Source organism: Paenibacillus lupini, assembly GCF_011761355.1.
In the GTDB taxonomy this organism is placed as follows: domain Bacteria; phylum Bacillota; class Bacilli; order Paenibacillales; family Paenibacillaceae; genus Pristimantibacillus; species Pristimantibacillus lupini.
In genome coordinates this window covers 328,730-346,775 of sequence record NZ_JAASRW010000005.1, presented here as the reverse complement: position 1 = coordinate 346,775, position 18,046 = coordinate 328,730, and the positions used below count along the sequence as shown (strand labels likewise).

Annotated in this window: 13 protein-coding genes; 2 read left to right on the top strand and 11 right to left on the bottom strand. The window is 44.3% G+C overall.

What is annotated here, in order from left to right; all coding sequences use genetic code 11:
* Positions 1-11 precede the first annotated feature (11 nt).
* From FHS17_RS18000 to FHS17_RS17985, 4 genes are all read right to left on the bottom strand, one after another.
* The gene (locus tag FHS17_RS18000) at positions 12-1,394 is read right to left on the bottom strand and encodes a family 43 glycosylhydrolase (protein WP_167279809.1); all 1,383 of its coding nucleotides are present in this window, start codon (positions 1,392-1,394) and stop codon (positions 12-14) included.
* Positions 1,395-1,469: 75 nt separating this feature from the next.
* Entirely contained in the window at positions 1,470-3,173 is a 1,704-nt protein-coding gene (locus FHS17_RS17995; RefSeq protein WP_167279808.1) for a type 2 periplasmic-binding domain-containing protein, read from the bottom strand.
* A 36-nt stretch (positions 3,174-3,209) separates the two neighbouring features.
* On the bottom strand, positions 3,210-4,079 hold the full coding sequence (locus FHS17_RS17990; protein ID WP_167279807.1) for an ABC transporter permease subunit: 870 nt from the start codon (positions 4,077-4,079) through the stop codon (positions 3,210-3,212).
* 15 nt (positions 4,080-4,094) lie between these two features.
* The gene (locus FHS17_RS17985; RefSeq protein WP_243865420.1) at positions 4,095-4,889 is read right to left on the bottom strand and encodes an ABC transporter permease; all 795 of its coding nucleotides are present in this window, start codon (positions 4,887-4,889) and stop codon (positions 4,095-4,097) included.
* A gap of 334 nt (positions 4,890-5,223) precedes the next feature.
* Between FHS17_RS17985 and FHS17_RS17980 the strand changes: the two genes are divergently transcribed.
* Both FHS17_RS17980 and FHS17_RS17975 read left to right on the top strand, forming a co-directional pair.
* A complete protein-coding gene (locus tag FHS17_RS17980; protein WP_167279806.1) occupies positions 5,224-6,951 on the top strand; it encodes a sensor histidine kinase in 1,728 nt (575 codons plus the stop codon).
* Positions 6,932-8,293, top strand: a complete 1,362-nt coding sequence (locus tag FHS17_RS17975) for a response regulator transcription factor (protein WP_167279805.1) — start codon at positions 6,932-6,934, stop codon at positions 8,291-8,293. The genes FHS17_RS17980 and FHS17_RS17975 overlap by 20 nt, the downstream gene beginning before the upstream one ends.
* A 69-nt stretch (positions 8,294-8,362) precedes the next feature.
* On the opposite strand, the gene FHS17_RS17970 is transcribed toward FHS17_RS17975, so the two are convergent.
* The 7 genes from FHS17_RS17970 to FHS17_RS17940 all read right to left on the bottom strand — a co-directional run bounded on the left by FHS17_RS17970 (position 8,363) and on the right by FHS17_RS17940 (position 17,974).
* Complete coding sequence (locus tag FHS17_RS17970) at positions 8,363-8,761, bottom strand: cupin domain-containing protein (protein WP_167279804.1); 399 nt, start codon at positions 8,759-8,761, stop codon at positions 8,363-8,365.
* Positions 8,762-8,777: 16 nt separating this feature from the next.
* The gene (locus FHS17_RS17965; protein WP_167279803.1) at positions 8,778-9,626 is read right to left on the bottom strand and encodes an aldo/keto reductase; all 849 of its coding nucleotides are present in this window, start codon (positions 9,624-9,626) and stop codon (positions 8,778-8,780) included.
* A gap of 159 nt (positions 9,627-9,785) precedes the next feature.
* On the bottom strand, positions 9,786-10,589 hold the full coding sequence (locus tag FHS17_RS17960; protein ID WP_167279802.1) for an ABC transporter permease: 804 nt from the start codon (positions 10,587-10,589) through the stop codon (positions 9,786-9,788).
* Positions 10,586-11,605, bottom strand: coding sequence for an ATP-binding cassette domain-containing protein (locus FHS17_RS17955; protein ID WP_167279801.1), 1,020 nt, complete (start codon positions 11,603-11,605; stop codon positions 10,586-10,588). The genes FHS17_RS17960 and FHS17_RS17955 overlap by 4 nt, the downstream gene beginning before the upstream one ends.
* A gap of 225 nt (positions 11,606-11,830) precedes the next feature.
* Positions 11,831-15,379: a glycosyl hydrolase family 18 protein gene (locus tag FHS17_RS17950; protein WP_341805865.1), complete on the bottom strand. Its 3,549-nt coding sequence runs from the start codon at positions 15,377-15,379 to the stop codon at positions 11,831-11,833.
* Between the two features lie 390 nt (positions 15,380-15,769).
* Positions 15,770-16,414: an urease accessory protein UreH gene (locus tag FHS17_RS17945; protein WP_167279799.1), complete on the bottom strand. Its 645-nt coding sequence runs from the start codon at positions 16,412-16,414 to the stop codon at positions 15,770-15,772.
* A gap of 87 nt (positions 16,415-16,501) precedes the next feature.
* A complete protein-coding gene (locus FHS17_RS17940) occupies positions 16,502-17,974 on the bottom strand; it encodes a gluconokinase (RefSeq protein WP_167279798.1) in 1,473 nt (490 codons plus the stop codon).
* Between the last annotated feature and the right edge of the window lie 72 nt (positions 17,975-18,046).

Genomic DNA, 18,046 nt, shown 5'->3' with positions numbered 1-18,046 from the left:
CCTTCCAAGGATTATCTTACTGGTATGAGTTGAAAGAGCTGTTTGTTCGCTCCCCTACGCGGATCATGAACAACCTTGGATTCCAGCGTTATTTCTCCATTGCTGCTTCTCTGCTCAGAAGAGGCTGTTAGAACAATCTCGCCACAGCCAATCAACAATCCCTCTTCATCAGCAGCAGTAAACCGCCAAGGGAATTCATCATTACCTGCTGCACCTGCTGCTTCAAGGATCAGTATACCTTCGGCATCCACCTTCAACACCTTATCAGCGCTCCGCAGTCTCGCCATCCCAGTAGAGTCATATTCCACCGTCCATTGCTGCTCTGGATCTCCATAAGCCAATTTACGAATCTCCAATTGCTCTCCCGCAGCAAGATATTGTCCTGTCCCGATACTCTTGATCCGAATACGATTGCTGCTAGCTCCTTGTTCTGCCTTCAAATTACCCGACTTTAAATCGATATCGATCTGATCCGCCCAATCAAGCCTCATCTCCAGATCTGAAGGAAAACTAAGCGGGAGGAACACATAGGAAGAGGTATGATAATGTAAAGGATCCCAGCGGTCCCCTACATACAAATAAGAGGTTTGTCCACTTTCCGTTCCTGTAATCGGAACAATAAATGCAGGCTGGGAATCATACGTAGTCGCATCCCCCAGATGCTGCAAAGGAGACCATCGGCCGGTCAACTCTTCCGACCAGGCATAAGTTCCTTGATTCGGCAGCCAGCCGGTACAGGCAGAGGAGATTAGAAAATAGACGCCGTTACGCTTCATAATCGCAGGCGCTTCTCGTGCCTGACCCGGCCATAAAATTTTCACCTGCTCCTCGATACTCAGATAATCTGGTGACAACCGGTACATGATCAGATCCGCATTCTCCCTTGCCGCGGAGACGAAATAAGCTGTACCGTCATCATCCTGGAACAACGTACAGTCTCTCGACATATGACCAATCGGATTAAAGCTGCCCCGGTAAATATAATCGCCATCCACTGTGTCACAATCGGCGATCGCACAACGCGCATCGGAGTAGTCCCGCCCGTTCTCCCAATGCATCCACATGACATATCGTCCAGTGGTTGCATTAAACAACACTTTCGGGCGTTCGATAACCGCTCCCGTACCGTAACCACGATCAGCGCCTTCCTTCGTTTCAAGCGTGAGCGACGTACGATGATAAATCGGCTTTACTGGTGAGTCCAGCGTAAGCACATCATTCCGCCATTCCCACTGCGACAAATCATTGGACCGGTAACAGCTTACTTTCCGTCTTCCCGTTCTGTTTTCTCCAAACCAGTAATAATACCCCTCTTCGTAGAGCATATGACCACCATGTGCATGGACGGGGTTGCCGTACTGATCCACAAGCGGCTCAACATTAGACATTTTCATTAACAATTCCTCCGTTTCTGCAAAAAAACAGGTTCGGCCAAGATGACCTTGACTGAACCTGTCCTTTCTCTTTATTTATTTCAATCCCATGTTAGTCATGACATCAACTTTGCTGGCATTGGTATACCACTCATTTACTTCTTCCGTAATCTGAGTACCGCCTTTGTCATGCCATTTTTTCACAAAATCATCATACGCCGAGATTGGCTCTCTGCTGTAAATGATCTTGGTAAACGTTTCTTTCTCCATCGTTGTAAGCTGCTCCCACGAAGTTTGCATTGTCTTAGTTGGAGGACCATTAAATGCATTTGGCAGCAGGACATCACTGTTCTCATAAGAGATGACATACCCGTCTCTTGTTGTCTGATCTGTTGAAGCAGCTCTCATCAGTACGCCGGTATTGGCTTCTACACCATTAGCCAGATCATAGAAGGATTTACCCGTGCCATCGACGCTTGGCGTGTTTTTCGTAAACGACATTTTACCTACCATAACAGCAGCTTCAAGTGGCTTATTAAATTTTGTAGGATCAAACACTACTTCATCGTTAACGATGTCATAATCATAGCCCTCCGCATACCCATACTTAAAGTCGCCAGTACCAAACGCAGCGTCATACAACTTGTCATAGTAAACGAAGAAAGCTTCCATGTTCTTAAAATCTTTATTGAACATAAACACGCCGTCATTTTGCTGGCCTGCTTGATAAGTCTTATCCCCATTCACGCCGTTGATTGTCGGATACATAATAACTTTCGCACCCGAAACATTTTTCTCTACGTCTTTGATACTTCCATACAGCCATGGACGACCGATAATAATGCCGGCTTTGCCTTCTGTAAAGTCAGCAAGTGCATCCCATGCGCCCTGTGTAGCAAGCTCCGGATTCAAATAACCCTTGGAATACCAGTCTTGCAGTTTGGCCAAAGCCTCTTTCGTACCCTCTGCTACCGATCCATAAGTAAGCTTGCCGTTATCGTTATACCATTGTCCAGGAAGATTCTTACCGGTGAAGGCACTGAAAATCATAACCGAATCGCTTACCCAGCCTGTGTTATAGGAATCTTTGCCGGAGAAATCAAAACCATAGGTATCCTTCTGACCGTTGCCATCTGGATCATCATTCGTAAACGCAGCAATAACCTTCTCGAATTCATCGATCGTAGTAGGTGCTTTCAGATTTAATTTATCCAGCCAATCTTGTCGGATCAGCATTACTTGGCCTTCCGTTAAGTTCGGCGCAATAGCCATACCGTAAACCTTGCCGTCATGGACGATCGGATTAAATGACGTTGGGAACTGCTTGTATATTTCTTTCAAACGGTCAGGCATATATTTGCTGATGTCTTCTGTAATATCCTTCACAAGTCCGGATTGGATAAGATCATTCTCCAGCATCGTGTCATACACGGGCAGCACATCCGGAAGCTTCTCGGAACCGGTAATGGCTAGTCGAAGCTTTGTATTGTAGTTGCCAGCGTCACCGCCTAATAAAGTGGTTTCAATATTAATGCCAAGATTATCTTTGCCCCAGCGCGTAAGCACATTATCGTTTATGGTCTCTCCATTAATGTATTTACCCGCATTCTCGTCCTGCTGTTTGGCAATCGAAATCGTGATAGGTGGATCAAATTTCCCGTCCTTCATAGCTGATCCAGCGTCAGCATTTGCAGTTGCATTAGATGCTTTATTGGCATTATCTTTATTATCCGAGCTGCAACCAGCGAGCAATCCAGTAGTAAGAATAGCCGCGGAAGCGAGAACTGCGATTTTTTTCATATCCATTCTATCCCCTTTATATTTCATATGGAAACCCTACTCTTTTACTGCGCCTAAGACAATCCCTTTTACAAAATACCTTTGCAGGAACGGATACACGAGAATAATAGGCAGCGTGCTGATAAAGATTTGAGCCGCTTTAATACTTTGCTCCGACAAGGCTTCTGCCTCTGATGGCGTGAGCGCCATATTCTGTGCCGAGCCCTGTACGACAACCGTCTGCAGGAACGATGCAAGCGGGTAATCGGCCGTATCGGACATATACAAGATTCCGTCGAACCAGGCGTTCCAGTTTCCTACCATAATGAACAAGCCGACGGTTGCGAGGCCCGGAAGAGACAGAGGCAGATAGATTTTCCGGAAAATCGCAAAGAACGAAGCCCCATCAATAAATGCCGCCTCTTCCAGAGCTTTCGGAATTGTCTTGAAGAAGTTCATAATCAGAATGAGATTATAGGCTCCAAAGGCCCCAGGCAGAATCAGCGACCAGATCGTATCCTTTAATCCAAGCTTCGTAATCAGAATGTAGGAAGGAATCAAGCCGCCGGAGAACAGCATGGTGAAAATAAAAATCCACATTAACGCATTACGTCCGCGGAAGTCTTTGGATAAGGCATAACCCGCTGTCGTAATGACAAACATGCTGAGTACGGTCCCTACTACCGTCCGGATTACCGAAATTCGCATAGAACCAGTAAAGTTGGTGTTATGGAAGGTTTTCACATAGGCATCCGTATTAAATTCTACCGGCCAGAAGACAACCAGGTTACCGTTTATTGCGGACTTGCTGCTGAACGATTGCGCTAACAAATGAAGCATAGGCAAGAAGCATGATAAGGCAATGAGAATCAGAAATGCATAATTGAAACCTGCAAATACCTTATACCCCGTGGACTTATGGTACACTCCCCCTCCTCCTTTTTAGAAAATTTTATAATTAGCTGCCTTATAAGCAATTCGGTACGAAATGATAATAAGGATGAAACTTACTAACGATTTGAACAAGCCGACCGCCGTACCAAATCCATATTGACCATTCAACAAGGACGAACGGTATACGTAGGTATCGATAATATCACCTGTGCTGTATACCAGCGGATTGTACAAGTTAAAGATCTGGTCAAATCCAGCATCCAGGACATTACCAAGACTAAGAGTCGCAATGACAATAATCATCGGCAGCATACTTGGCAAAGTAACATGTCTGATCTGTTGTCTGCGTGTAGCACCGTCAATCTCCGCAGCTTCATAATAAGACGGGTCAATACCGGTAATAACCGCAAGATAAACGATCATGCTGAACCCGAAATTTTTCCACAGGTCGCTAATAATAATCGTTGGCCGGAACAGTTCCGGGTCACCTAGGAAGTAAATTGGTTTAATCCCGAACAGATGAGTAAGCATATGATTAATGCTGCCATCCAGCCCGAGGATATCAATCATGATCCCCGCTATCGTAACCCACGACAGGAAATGCGGCAGATACACCAAAGTCTGAATACTCTTCTTGACGCCCATCATCCGAATCTCACTTAATAGAATAGCCATGAAGATTGGTACGATCATACCAACTATAATCTTGATGACTGCGATAATAAGCGTGTTGTAAATAGCTTGTGTCGATTCTTCATAATCAAAGATTCGCTTGAAATTGTCTAGCCCAATCCAGGCTGAACCCGAGATGCCCTGCCACGGTTTGTAATCCTCGAATGCCATCAAGAGGCCAACCATCGGCCCATATGAAAAGATGATGACGCAGACTAAAGCCGGAAGACAAAGCACGTATAAAGGCCAATTTTTCTTTATTTCCTTGTTCCAAGGATTCTTCCTACTCCTTACCTGAGCTATTGTGTTCACCCCCTGTATGGCTGTCTGTTGTTCTTACTGACTTCATGTTAACAAAGACATATCCACTCAGAAATGACTCAATCTCAACATCATAACCACTCTTTCAATCAATGTGTATACGCTTTCATTCAAATGGTTCTCTGTTCCTTCCCCTTTCCAGACATATATCTTATAATGATCCTACTAAAAGGGGTGATTCAGGATGAAAAAAGTAAACATGAAACGGTTTATCTACTTTTTCATCTTTTTTCTAATGCTGACGTTAGCTTTATTTTTTGTTATGAACACATTAGGCTCGAAGACGATTCAAAAAAGCTTGATCACCTCTTCGAAAAACCAGATCGCCTATGCAGACAGCATCCTGGAGAGTGTCATATCGGAAGCAAGTATGTACGGAATTCAATACACGGCCGATGATGATGTACGGCTCTATCAACGGCAGCTTCTAGAGCTCGACAACTATGACGCCCAAATGAAAAAAAATGATCTCTCTGATCGAATAACAGGCTCCATCCTATCCAGTCAATCGATTGAATCCATCGGGATCTACTGGAAATCTGACAGCAGTTTTATTTCTTCCAGCCACGATTTCCTTGCCAAAACCCCTTATGAAACCGTAACCAAACGAGGCTGGCAGGTGGTTAATAACAGCTTGTACTATTTCTCCGTCTATCCTTATATACACCAGCCATCTAATCCGGATAATATTCAATACGTTGTTGGGGTGAAGCTAAAGACAGAGTATCTGGCAAGCTTACTTGAGAAAGCCGTAAACAGTGAAAGCTCAAATGCCTTTTTCCTGATTAATAAAACCCAACTGCTCAGCAATAAACCGGTCGACAGTAAGATTGAGGAAAAAATTAAACAACTAATTACACCTGATGCTGAACAAATTCAACAATTTGATTATCACAATAGTGACGACGACTATTATGTGTTATCGAAGTATATTAAGCCCATTGATACCTATCTCGTGACTTATACTCAGGTAACGGATATTATGAGCCCCTTGCATCGGAATCAGCAGGTATTCATGGCGAGCATTGTATCGATCCTGATTATTGGCTTATTCGTTATCTTCTTGTTCTACCGCAACTATTACCGAAATGTCCGCTTACTGGATAAGAAGTTTTTCCAGGTTGAGTTAGGAGATTACAGCGCCAGAATCAGTGAGAACCCTGCTAACGAATTTTTTAGTTTGTTTAAAAGCTTCAACCACATGGTTGCAAAAATTCAGGCTTTATTTGGTTCCCTGAAGGTGGAGACAGAGCTTCGGAAAGATGCTGAGATCAAGCAGCTGCAAGCGCAAATTAATCCGCATTTTCTGTACAATAGTCTGTTCTTCATTATGTCGATGGCCAAGTCCTCTCCTGATGGTGTCATTCAGATGAGCAAGCATTTAGCCGAATATTACCGCTACTTAACTAGGCTTGATTCCGTTGAAGCTACTTTAAACTCGGAATTACAGCTGGCTGATCATTATTTATCAATCATGGCGCTTTGTAAGCAAATCCAATATGAAATCAATTTTCCACCTGAATTAGGCAGGCACCCTATTATGCCGCTTATTATTCAACCTATTGTAGAGAATGCCATTCAGCATGGCATTGAAGAGAGGCAAGGCGCCCATCGCGTTACGATTGATGTTAAACTACTTCATCCCGGAGCGCTCATCATTATCAGTAATGATGGAAAAGGGCTGACTCCTGATGAGATGGAGAAGCTGAAGCTTAGAATTGATTGCGAATCAGCACCAGAGAGTACAGATGGAATTGGTTTATGGAATATCAATAAGCGACTTAAAAATGCATATGGGGAACTAAGTAGTCTGCGGTTTTTCATAAATGACTGGGGCGGCCTGTCCGTTATGACATTCATTGACTTGTCACTGGAAGGAGAAGAAGAGGAAAATGCGGCTCTTAATCGTTGATGACGGCCATTATATCGTTGAATATTTAAAGCATCTGCTTGATTGGAAGAGCCTTGGTGTCGAATATATCACAACAACGACCAACTCCATTAATGCCAAACAGATTTTGAATAACAATGACTTCGATATCCTTATTACCGATATTCGAATGCCTGAGGTTTCCGGTATTGATCTTCTGCAGCATATCGAAGAACAAGGACTTAAAACAAAAGTGATCATTCTATCCGGTTATTCTCAGTTTGAATACGCGCAGCAAGCCGTGCGATTAGGGGCTGTCGATTATTTATTAAAACCCGTAGATAAAGACGATATGGAAAAAGCAATGAAAAAAGTAACCCTGTTTATCCATACAAAAAAGAAAAGCACACCTGTTGCCTGGGACAAACTGGATGGTCTAGGATTCTTAATGACTGTGATCAGCGAGCATTGTCCTCCGAGGGACGAATATAATCCTGTCCACTCTGCTTTGGTGGATGAAAGCTTCTGCTTTTTCCAGCTTCCTGAAACAGAAGAACGGGATGAAATGATTTTTCTAGATTACAGCTTAGAATATAAACGTTTTATTTGGCGTACCGGATCAAAGCTTATTGGACTTATTCCGGCATCTGGTGCAGATAACCTCTCTTCTATATTTCCAACCCTGATCGTATCGGAAAATTTCGAGTTTAGTCAGCGGAATGTCGTCCGCCATTTGTTCTACCAGTTCTTCTATAAAGAGAAGGTATGTCCATCTGATCTTGAAATCATGCGTACATTACCAAGCATAGAGCCTGGAGAATGTGACCTTGCCCGGAAACAAATTCAAAAGAATTTTTCACAGCTCACTTCCCGAAAACATAAGATCATTTATTTGCTGGAATTGACTTCTGCGCTGTACACAATGGATACCAAATTACAGCAGGCAGACGTGGTGGATTGGCTATTTAATCAGCTGTCTGAACCTGGCTCCGCACTCCCGATCATCATGATTAGTCTGTCTCAATTGTTTAACGGAAATAAATCCTCTAATCAAATGATTGTTCAAACCATTCATGACTACATCGCATGCCATATTAGTGATGACCTCAGTCTGGAGGAGTTAGGGAAGATTGTCCATCTTCATCCGGTCTATCTCTCCAAGCTTTACAAGCAGGAGACTGGTCAAAATCTATCCAGCCATATCGCCATGAAGCGACTGCAAAAGGCCGCTCAGCTTCTTATCGATTCGAATCTTCATGTGGTCGACATATCCCAGCTTGTTGGTTATAAAAAGACACAATATTTTATTAAGCTGTTCAAAGATCAATATGGGACCACTCCCTATCAATATCGGCGAATCAAATGTGAAGCGGTGAAAAACTAATACAAATAGGCGTGCAAATGGATGACCCATTTAACACGCCTTTATTAAATTATAAAATCAGCTGTGGCTTTATAACTTACTATACGCTTCATCATCAACAGCTTCTAACCAATCCGTCTGCCCTGGAGTAATGGCTAAGTGTACAAACCAGCTGTCTTTTGTCGCGCCATGCCAATGTTTTACATTTGGTTGGATATTCACGACATCACCAGTCTTGATTAATTGCGCTGGTTTACCTTCTTCTTGATACCAGCCCTCACCGCCTGTAACTAACAATACTTGTCCAACTTTATGAGTATGCCAGTTATTGCGTGCTCCTGGAGCAAAGGTTACATTACCGATTGGTGCATTGAGTGGGGTTGGATCCGTAAAGACCATCTGCAGGTATGCATCCCCGATAAAATAGTTTGGATCTACTTTTTGGCCCAAAGGAAAGATTGTGCTATTACTTAATTGTTCATTTGCCATTGTTATTACCTCTTTCTTAGATATCCAGTTTACGGTTGCTGATCCATTTTACCATCTCAGGATCACGGTGCGAGAAGAACAAGCTCTCATTCGTATCCAGTGCAGCAATCGACTCCATATCTTCTTGGTTTAATTCAAAATCAAAGATATTGAAGTTTTCTTTTATTCTTTCTAAACGAACAGACTTTGGAATAACAACAACATCTCTTTGTGTTAGCCAGCGTAATACCACTTGGGCAACGGATTTATTATACTTTTCAGCGATGGATGCTAATACTTCATTTTGGAACAAGTTGTTTTTTCCCTCAGCAAAAGGCGCCCAGGACTCAATTTGAACATTGTTTTCTTTCATAAATTTAGCATTATCAATTTGCTGATTGAAAGGATGAGTTTCAACCTGATTAACGGCAGGAACAACTTCATTCTGAATAATCAAATCGATCAGGCGGTCCGGATGGAAGTTACTTACGCCAATCGCTCTAATCTTACCTTCACGATATAGCTCCTCCATTGCACGCCAAGAGCCGTGTACATCGCCAAAAGGCTGATGAATTAAATACAGATCCAAATAATCCAATTGCAATCTAGCTAATGCTTTTTCGACTGCTTTTTTCGTTTTTTCATATCCTGTATCCTGAACCCATAGCTTCGTGGTAATAAATAATTCTTCTCTAGCCACACCACTTCGCTTGATCGCTCTGCCAACTGCTTCTTCATTCATATAAGAGGCTGCTGTATCAATCAGACGATAGCCCGCCATAATAGCATCATAAACGCTTTGTTCACATTCATTTTGATCCGTCATCTGGAAAACACCAAAACCAAGTATAGGCATCTGAACACCATTGTTCAAAGTTACATTCATATTATATCCTCCTGTCGATCTTTTTCTCCTCTTTATTATGTAACAGATGTCCTGGCTGCCGTTACCTTAATCATCTCAAATGCTTGCCTAAAACTCTCACTCCCCCAAAAACAAAGACGGTCCAGGACTTAATATGTCCTGAACCGTCTTATTCATTTATTATGTCCGACGCATATAAGCACGCACGGTAATTGGAGCAAAGACTGCAACGATAACTACAGCACCAATCAGGGAGATACCAAGATCCCAGCCGACTGTTCCTGTATTCGTTAATTCACGGACAGCAGACACGACATGCGTAACCGGATTAACGTTTACGAACCATTGCAGCCATTTCGGCATGGTGTCAACTGGAACAAATGCATTGGACAGGAAGGTTAATGGGAATAGTATAAGCATGGAGATCCCTTGTACGCTGGAAGCCGTACGAGCAATGACACCAAAGAATGCAAAGATCCAGCTAACCGACCAAGATACGAATATAACCAGCAGCGCGGATAAAATAACATTTTCAAAGCCGCCGTCTGGACGGTAGCCCATGATATAGCCCATAGCGAACGTGAGTACAGTTGCAATCGTATATCGAATGGTATCTGCTAATAAGGCCCCCGCTAGTGGAGCAATACGTGCAATAGGAAGTGATTTAAAGCGGTCAAATACGCCCTTATCCATATCTTCCCGGAGCTGGACACCCGTTACGATAGAGGTTGAAATAACGGTTTGAACAAGAATGCCTGGAATAATAACCGGCAAGTAGCTCTGTACATCACCGGAAATAGCTCCGCCAAAAATATAAGTAAACATCAATGTGAAAATAATCGGCTGCAGCGTTACATCAAATAACTGCTCTGGTGTGCGGCGAATTTTGAGTATGCCGCGGTACGCCATTGTAAGTGAATTTTTGACTGTTTGAATAAAGCTCGTATGGTTTTTTAGATGACCCGTTTTTACTGAAGTGCTCATACGGTTACTGCCTCCGCTCTATTTGTATCTTTGGTTTTCTCATCTTCAACGCCATGTCCCGTAATCGTCAGGAAAACCTCGTCAAGAGTTGGCTTCTGCACACTAACCTCGGACAATGTAATACCTTTCTCACGAAGGGCAATTAAGAGGTCGGTAATCAAATCCGCATTCGCCATCGGCGCAGTAATCTTCGCTGCTTCGCTCGTCAATGTAGCTTGAACTTTAAGAACCTGCTCCACGGTTTGACGGGCATTCTCAATATCAGATTGATTCTCTACTCTAAGATGCAGAGATGAAGTTCCTACCGATTGTTTCAATTCATCGCCAGTGCCTTCAGCCACAACTCTGCCGCGGTCAATAACCGCAATCCGGTCCGCTAGTTGATCGGCTTCTTCGAGATATTGTGTAGTCAGCAAGACAGTTGAACCTGTGTTGACCAAGCGGCGAATGGTATCCCACATTTGCGAGCGTGTACGGGGGTCAAGTCCTGTTGTTGGCTCATCAAGGAAAATAAGCGGTGGCTGTGCGATAAGGCTTGCTGCCAAATCCAGACGTCGTCTCATACCGCCGGAGAAGTTTTTTAGCGGACGTTTTGCCGCTTCTGTTAACCCAAACTCCTCAAGCAGTTCTGCTGCTTTCTTCTTCGATTCCGCACGTCCGAGTCCAAGCAGCCTGGAGAAAATAATTAAGTTTTCCGTTGCGCTAAGCGATTCATCTACTGAGGCATATTGCCCTGTGACACCAATTAATTGCCGAACGATTTGCGATTCCTTTACCACGTCATGTCCGAAGATTCGAGCTGAACCTGCATCCGCCCGAAGCAGTGTTGCCAGCATTCGAATCGTTGTTGTTTTGCCTGCCCCGTTTGGCCCCAGAACACCGTAAATCGTGCCTGCTTTCACATGCATATCAACGCCGTCCACTGCACGGTTGTCGCCAAATATTTTGACGAGTCCTTCTGCTTCAACAGCCCAATCACCATTGTTTGGCTGTTTCGAATTAACTCTATAGTCCATTTCCTGTTTCCTCCCAGAAATTGTTGATGTGATGATTTTATCGTACATTTTTAAACTGAATTTAAACGATCAATTTAACATTTTATAATCCGTCAAAAATATGTTCTAAGCTTAAACCAAATCGTTTACTACTAAATCAGCCTGCAGATGTATTCCTTAATCGTCCAGAGAATGAAAAATGTCCTTAAATAAGAAAACCGCCCGAAAGAATCGGGCGGTTAGCCTTTAATTCGATAAGCCGGCGTATAGTAATGTCTTCATGACTAGCACAGTTGCCTGCTCCTTGGTTATATGCGCTTGCGGTGCAAGTTTGCTGGCGGATACTCCGTTCATAATGCTACTTTCTACTAAAAGAGCAATGGAAGCTTCTGCATAACCGGACACAGCAGAGTGATCAACGAACCGACTCAGAACAGCTGGATCCGCATGTTTCGCAGCTCCTGCATAGGCTAGTGCCTTCACTAGAATTACTGAGGTTTCTTCACGGGTAATGGCTGAGGAAGGGTCAAACATTCCGTTCCCTTTCCCGTTTACAAGACCAGCTTTCTGCGCTGCAGCAATATCTGCCGCGTAAGTGGAACCCGCAGGAACATCTTTGAATGAGGAAGCCGAATCATCAGGCAAAATACCAAGTGCTCTGACGATCAGTGAAGTTACTTCGGCACGAGTCAGCTCACGCGAACCTCCGAACTTGCCATCTGACTCCGCTTTTACGATCAGCTTGGCTGCCGCCTGCCATACATCCTTTTGAACCCAGCTAGTCACTGTATCGGTAAAGGAGACTTCCGCTTTCACCAAACCGTATATGCTGTTGCCTTTCCGCTTCAGTTCAGCTGTTACCGTCCCATCTGCATGTTCCGTGTAAGTAACCGGTACTGGCCGCAGTTCATTGGATTCTGGTACGTAGACTACACCAGCCGTCTGATCTTTATGAATAGCTGAGCTGTTCAAAGTAAAGGCATGCGAGAGGAAATAATCTCCGAAGTCCTTGATTTCACTAAACGTTCCATTCACATTTTTGCTTTCAATTGTAAAAATAAGCGGAGTTTCAATTAAAGATATACTTTCCTGCTGCAAAAGCTTCTTCCACGCATCAACCGTTTCAACTGCCGGGACCTCAATGGTGATTTGGATATCCGTGCCAGCAGGCAATGCTGCTGCCGGAATTTTGAATGCTGCCCCGCTCCAGCGGACAATAATCGTCGAGTCTTTGCCTTTAGCTGCAATTGCTGCGGTTATTTCTTTAGACAGCGTAACTTCGATCTGCTTACCATCACCTTCTACTATTATCGGGAATTCTGTTGACGTGGAAGCAGTGATTTCTTTCAGCACCGTTTCACTTAGCAAGCTGACCAGCAGCTTATCTCCGTCTTTTGTAACATCCGTATCAAGCCCTTCATGTGCCGCAGGCTGTGATGGTTCAGGTGAGGCCGTTTTCACTGGCGCTGTCTTCGTTGTCAGCAGATGACTAAAAGCAGATACATGCTTAAGGGTCTCTGCTTCTTTTTCAATGGCAAGAACTTCAATAGAATAGACCGTATCAGGCATGAGGTCCGAGATCGCAAATTCTGTGCCTGCTGTTGTGCCAACTCCTGCTTTATCTACATACACTTCATAAGCTGTCGCCTGCTCTGCCGCATTCCATTTTACTTTAAGGCTGCGGCTGCCTATCGATATAGCCTGCAGGCCAGTTGGAGCGGAAAGGGCATCACCATCAGGAGTTCCTGTGATCGGAAGATCTTTGGCAAGACGTGTTGTAAGTGTCCGATTGCGGTCGCCGCTTATATCCCAGCTCATGACACCTGACAAATCAAGCGACTTCGCAAGGGAAGCGATATACATCATCGATGATTCATCATTATAGGTGAGGAATACACCATTTTCCACATTGTAGAGATAAGATACTTTGGCTTCATCATTCCAATAATGGACATAACCTTCATGATTCAAGTAGTTCTCTTCAATATCGGTATAATCAAAAATGCCGTTCTCCCATGTACCAAATGGTGTAGCGCCTGTGCACGTCTGATACTCACCGCTAGCAGGACAGCCAATCCATCCTTTGCCGTAGAATGGAACACCTATATTCACCTTATAATGGGGTACCCCGCCATTCAGATGCCCAAGTACACCTCCAAGCACATGGTTACGTTCTGCATAATCCTTCGGGTGATTCTTATCATAATAAAGCGGAGAGTTATGGTGAGCGAGGGTATCCCAGCTGCCGCTGTAGTCGTAAGTCATAATATTGATAAAATCAAGATAATCGGATGATTGGCCGAGATCCGAATTGGCAACAAAGTTATCGCCTTGCCCTGAAGCAATCGTCTGCAAATAATATTTGCCGTCTTCCGATCCGGCAGCGTCCAGTGCATCCCTTACCGCCTGAGCCATCAGACCAAAGTTTGCCTTGTCCTCAGGACTACGTGAGTTATCATCCTCGCCGCCTTCCACTGGATACTCCCAGTCGATATCGACGCCATCCAGCTTGTAGGTCCGTAGGAACTTCACAACGGAATTGGCAAAAGCAGTTCGAGTCTCTTCTGTACTGGCCATATTCGAGAAGTTATTCGACCACGACCAGCCACCCACGGAAATAATCAGCTTCAGATGGGGATTAGCTTCCCGGATAGCTGCCCATTCCTCGAATAGATCAAGATCCACTGAAGGATCTCCAACTATAATTTCACCGTCAAAAACATAATCGGTTTGGGTAGGAACATCAGCATTCTGGCATGCTGCAGCACCAGAGCCAAATCCTCTCCAGCATATATCCGCAAAGGCCAGATTTACATGTGTAATTTGCGATGCATCTACGTCCGATGGATGGAAGTTGCGTCCCGTACTGCTCGGAGACCAAAGCGTATAATACGAGACAATATTGTAATCGGCCCCTGGAACAACGGTTATCTCGTCGCTGTCAGATGAACGCCAAAGCGCGTTTTTTGCAACAACTTTAAAGCTATAAGATTCCCCTTCATTAAGTCCCGTTGCTGCATATCTATTCTCGCTGCTGGAACCAAGAAGTTGTCCGTTGGCGTAGATGTCATAGCCAGTTGCTCCTGCTGTCTCCGCCCAACCAAGCGATGCCACCGTTCTGGTTGTCGTCACTGCCTGAAGGCCGCTTGGTGCAGCGAGCTCTCCCCATGTAATCGTCACAGGATTGCTGTTTGCCGATACCTTCGGAAGGTTCTGAGCTCCAACCTCGAATTGATAGCTGGTACCTTTTGTATTCCCTCCTTCGGGAAGCGTGTACGTCACGGTATTCGAACCATCCCAGATTCCTTGCTTCCAGCCGCCATTCACATAGAGATCATAGCCATTGGCACCAGGGCTGCCCGACCACTTCAATGTAACGGTGGAATCGGTAACCGCTGTTGTCTGCAAATGACCTGGTGGAGTAAGTGGAGGCTCCGGATATTCGCTTGTATCGGCAGCTGTCGTAAATTCAATTACATTACTCTTATATTCTAGCGATGGCCGATCGGCATACCACGTAATATAAACACGGTAGGTCGTTTCCGGCGTTAATGCGCCGATTTCTTGTTTACTCCGGTCTCCCCAAGTCATCCATGCATTGGTATCTGCATTCCAGACATCGATGTCATTCTTATTCGTTTCATCACCAATCATGTCCCATGCAATCGTAGCCGTATTATGTGTAATACGGTCGACACCGTTCCCGTCCTTGGCTATGCGCAGATTAGCTGGACCCGACTTCACAGGATCACCCGAACCTTCCTCAGCACGAACGCTTGGCGCGAATGCCAACACGCCTGTCAATAAATTAACTACTAATAACAAAGGGAGATTCCATAAAGATCTTCTCATCATTGATAAGTTCAATTATTTCACCTCTATTGGATTTGGTTTTGGTTGACTAATAGAAGACAAATCAAATCAGACAGACCGGCAACTAACGAGGTGTAAAAAATTCTCCCATTCATCACCACCATGTTATTTAATGTCATTAAAGTTATTAATTTCTAGTAAATCTATCATGGCGTAAGCCGCGTGGATTCGTAAGGTGGAAAATTCCATTATCAGGGGGGATATTATAATGTTATAACGTTTAACAGGGGGATAATTATTTGGTCTAAAATAACAAAAGCGGTAATGCAGGTCATAGACCTTCACTACCGCTTTGTTAAGTGCAAATCGTCTTTACTTCGCCCAAAGCTCAAAGAGACCTTCTGTCACACCTAGGTTATACATATAAAATAGTCCAAAAAGGAAGCTCACGGTTCCAGCTGCCTGCATCAAACCGCGGTTAATTCTAACACTCGTCTTGCTGTATACAAAAGGAATACCTAGTATCGTCGTAAAAATTAACATACCTGTAATGGTCCCAACACCAAATACAAGAATATATAATGCACATTCCCATATCGACTCAACCGTAGATAAGGTCAGAATGACCATTGCTGCACTTCCGGCCAGACCATGGACAAACCCGATGATTGTCACTTTCACAAGTGAAGATTTCTCGTGTTGATGGGTTTGCTGATAGGCGGTTTTTACCGATACAAAGTTTTTAAAGCCAAGGTATACCAGCATAATCCCAACTAGAAATTCCAGCGACATCGCCCACACTTCAGGCAGTTCTCCCTTAAGCAGCACAAGAACCATACCTACAATAAATAAAGTGCTTGTATGGCCAATCCCCCAGAAGATGCCTGTTAATGTCGAACGCCACAACTTCTTCTGATTGCTTACCATTGTTGAAACTGCAATAATGTGGTCCGGCTCAATCGAATGCTTGACTCCCAACACTAAACCAAGAAGCATTACCGTTATTAAACTACCCATCCAATATCCCCCCCATGAGGTATATATATTTTTTCTTCGATGTCTGTAGTTAAGCTTGTGTAAGTTCGTAAGTTTAAATCTAGTTGGTTATTCAAACAATGGTGTAATCGCATTTGCTAATTTCTCATAACGCTTGTACACCGCTTTGTACATACCGATATTCTCGTGATTTGGCAGTACCGCTTCTCCCATAGGAATATTCTGCTTAATCGATGCAAAATCCTGCTCTTCCCCAATTGCGACAAGAGCTGTCCATGCTGCTCCCCAAGCCGCGCTATGATGATTCTCCGATACATAAATTTCAGCTTCAAAAATATCCGCCATCATCTGCAGCCAGATTGGAGAACGCGATAAGCCGCCATTTACGTACATTTTCTTAGGAGGACCAGCCAGTTGCTCAAGAGCCCTTCCGATCTGATATAGATTGAAGGTAATCCCTTCAAGAACGGCCCGCACATAATGTGCTTTCGTATGAGCAATCGTCATCCCATAGAAATTGCCTCTAGCCTGTTGATTCCATAGCGGAGCTCGTTCACCATTTATGTAGGGGAGGAATAGCAGACCTTCTGCTCCTGGTGTTGATTGCCAAGCTTCTGCAAGAAAATCCTCATAGCTGCCCTGATCATTCAACAGCTGCTTCAGCCATTGAAGAGCTACACCACCATTATTTGTAGGACCGCCAATAATATAGGAATCTTGTGTAAATGAGTAGCAGAACGTCTCCCCGTTACCGCTCACTTTTGCTTCATTCGTAACCTGCCGGATTGCCCCGCTTGTTCCAACAGATACTGCAACCTCACCAGGAAGTAGTGCTCCAATTCCCAGATTAGACAGCTGGCCATCTGCTGCTCCGATAGCAAAAGGCAGCGATGAAGCAACCCCCATCTCTTCAGCAATCTCAGCTTTTAATGCACCTAACAGGAATGTTGGCTCCACGATCTCTGATAACTGGCTAGCCGTAATATCTGCCAAAGACAATAGCTCAGGCTCCCAATTCAAGGTTGAAGGGTTAAATAATCCGGTAGCAGATGCCATAGAGTAGTCAATGACCCGTTTTCCGAACCAGCAATAAATCAGATACTCCTTAATGGACATGAAGTACGCTGCCTTCTGATACGGTTCATATCCGGTTTCTTTCATCCAGAGCAGCTTTAAGAATGGCGACATCGGGTGAATCGGTGTACCTGTCTTGCTATATAAATACTGGCGCTCTTCCTCTGTAAAACGATTGGCTTGATCTGTCCCTCTGCCGTCCGACCAAATGAAGGCAGGAGATAATGGAACTCCCTCAGAACTTACCGACAAGAGGGAATGCATAGCCGCAGAGAAGCCCATCGCAGCCAGGTCTTCTTTTGCAAGGCCTGCTTTCTGAATGGAATTTCTTACAGCCACGACCGCCAATCGCTCTATAACCACGGCATCCTGCTGAACTTGGCCTACCTGCGGATATTCCGAAAGGATGAGTTCTTCTGCTTCCGCAACAAGATTTCCAATACGGTTAAAAATACATGCTTTCACGCTGGTCGTACCGATATCAAGCCCAATTATGTATTCTGACATTGTTGAAACCTTCCTTTTCTCTGGCCAATAATGTGCCTAACGTTTTCCTCATAACATGCAGCAAAAAAAGCG

Coding starts and splice junctions, on each gene's coding strand:
- FHS17_RS18000 (WP_167279809.1), bottom strand. CDS start 1,394: ATGAAAATGTCTAATGTTGAGCCGCTTGTGGATCAGTACGGCAACCCC.
- FHS17_RS17995 (WP_167279808.1), bottom strand. CDS start 3,173: ATGAAAAAAATCGCAGTTCTCGCTTCCGCGGCTATTCTTACTACTGGA.
- FHS17_RS17985 (WP_243865420.1), bottom strand. CDS start 4,889: ATGGCATTCGAGGATTACAAACCGTGGCAGGGCATCTCGGGTTCAGCC.
- FHS17_RS17980 (WP_167279806.1), top strand. CDS start 5,224: ATGAAAAAAGTAAACATGAAACGGTTTATCTACTTTTTCATCTTTTTT.
- FHS17_RS17975 (WP_167279805.1), top strand. CDS start 6,932: ATGCGGCTCTTAATCGTTGATGACGGCCATTATATCGTTGAATATTTA.
- FHS17_RS17970 (WP_167279804.1), bottom strand. CDS start 8,761: ATGGCAAATGAACAATTAAGTAATAGCACAATCTTTCCTTTGGGCCAA.
- FHS17_RS17965 (WP_167279803.1), bottom strand. CDS start 9,626: ATGAATGTAACTTTGAACAATGGTGTTCAGATGCCTATACTTGGTTTT.
- FHS17_RS17960 (WP_167279802.1), bottom strand. CDS start 10,589: ATGAGCACTTCAGTAAAAACGGGTCATCTAAAAAACCATACGAGCTTT.
- FHS17_RS17955 (WP_167279801.1), bottom strand. CDS start 11,605: ATGGACTATAGAGTTAATTCGAAACAGCCAAACAATGGTGATTGGGCT.
- FHS17_RS17945 (WP_167279799.1), bottom strand. CDS start 16,414: ATGGGTAGTTTAATAACGGTAATGCTTCTTGGTTTAGTGTTGGGAGTC.
- FHS17_RS17940 (WP_167279798.1), bottom strand. CDS start 17,974: ATGTCAGAATACATAATTGGGCTTGATATCGGTACGACCAGCGTGAAA.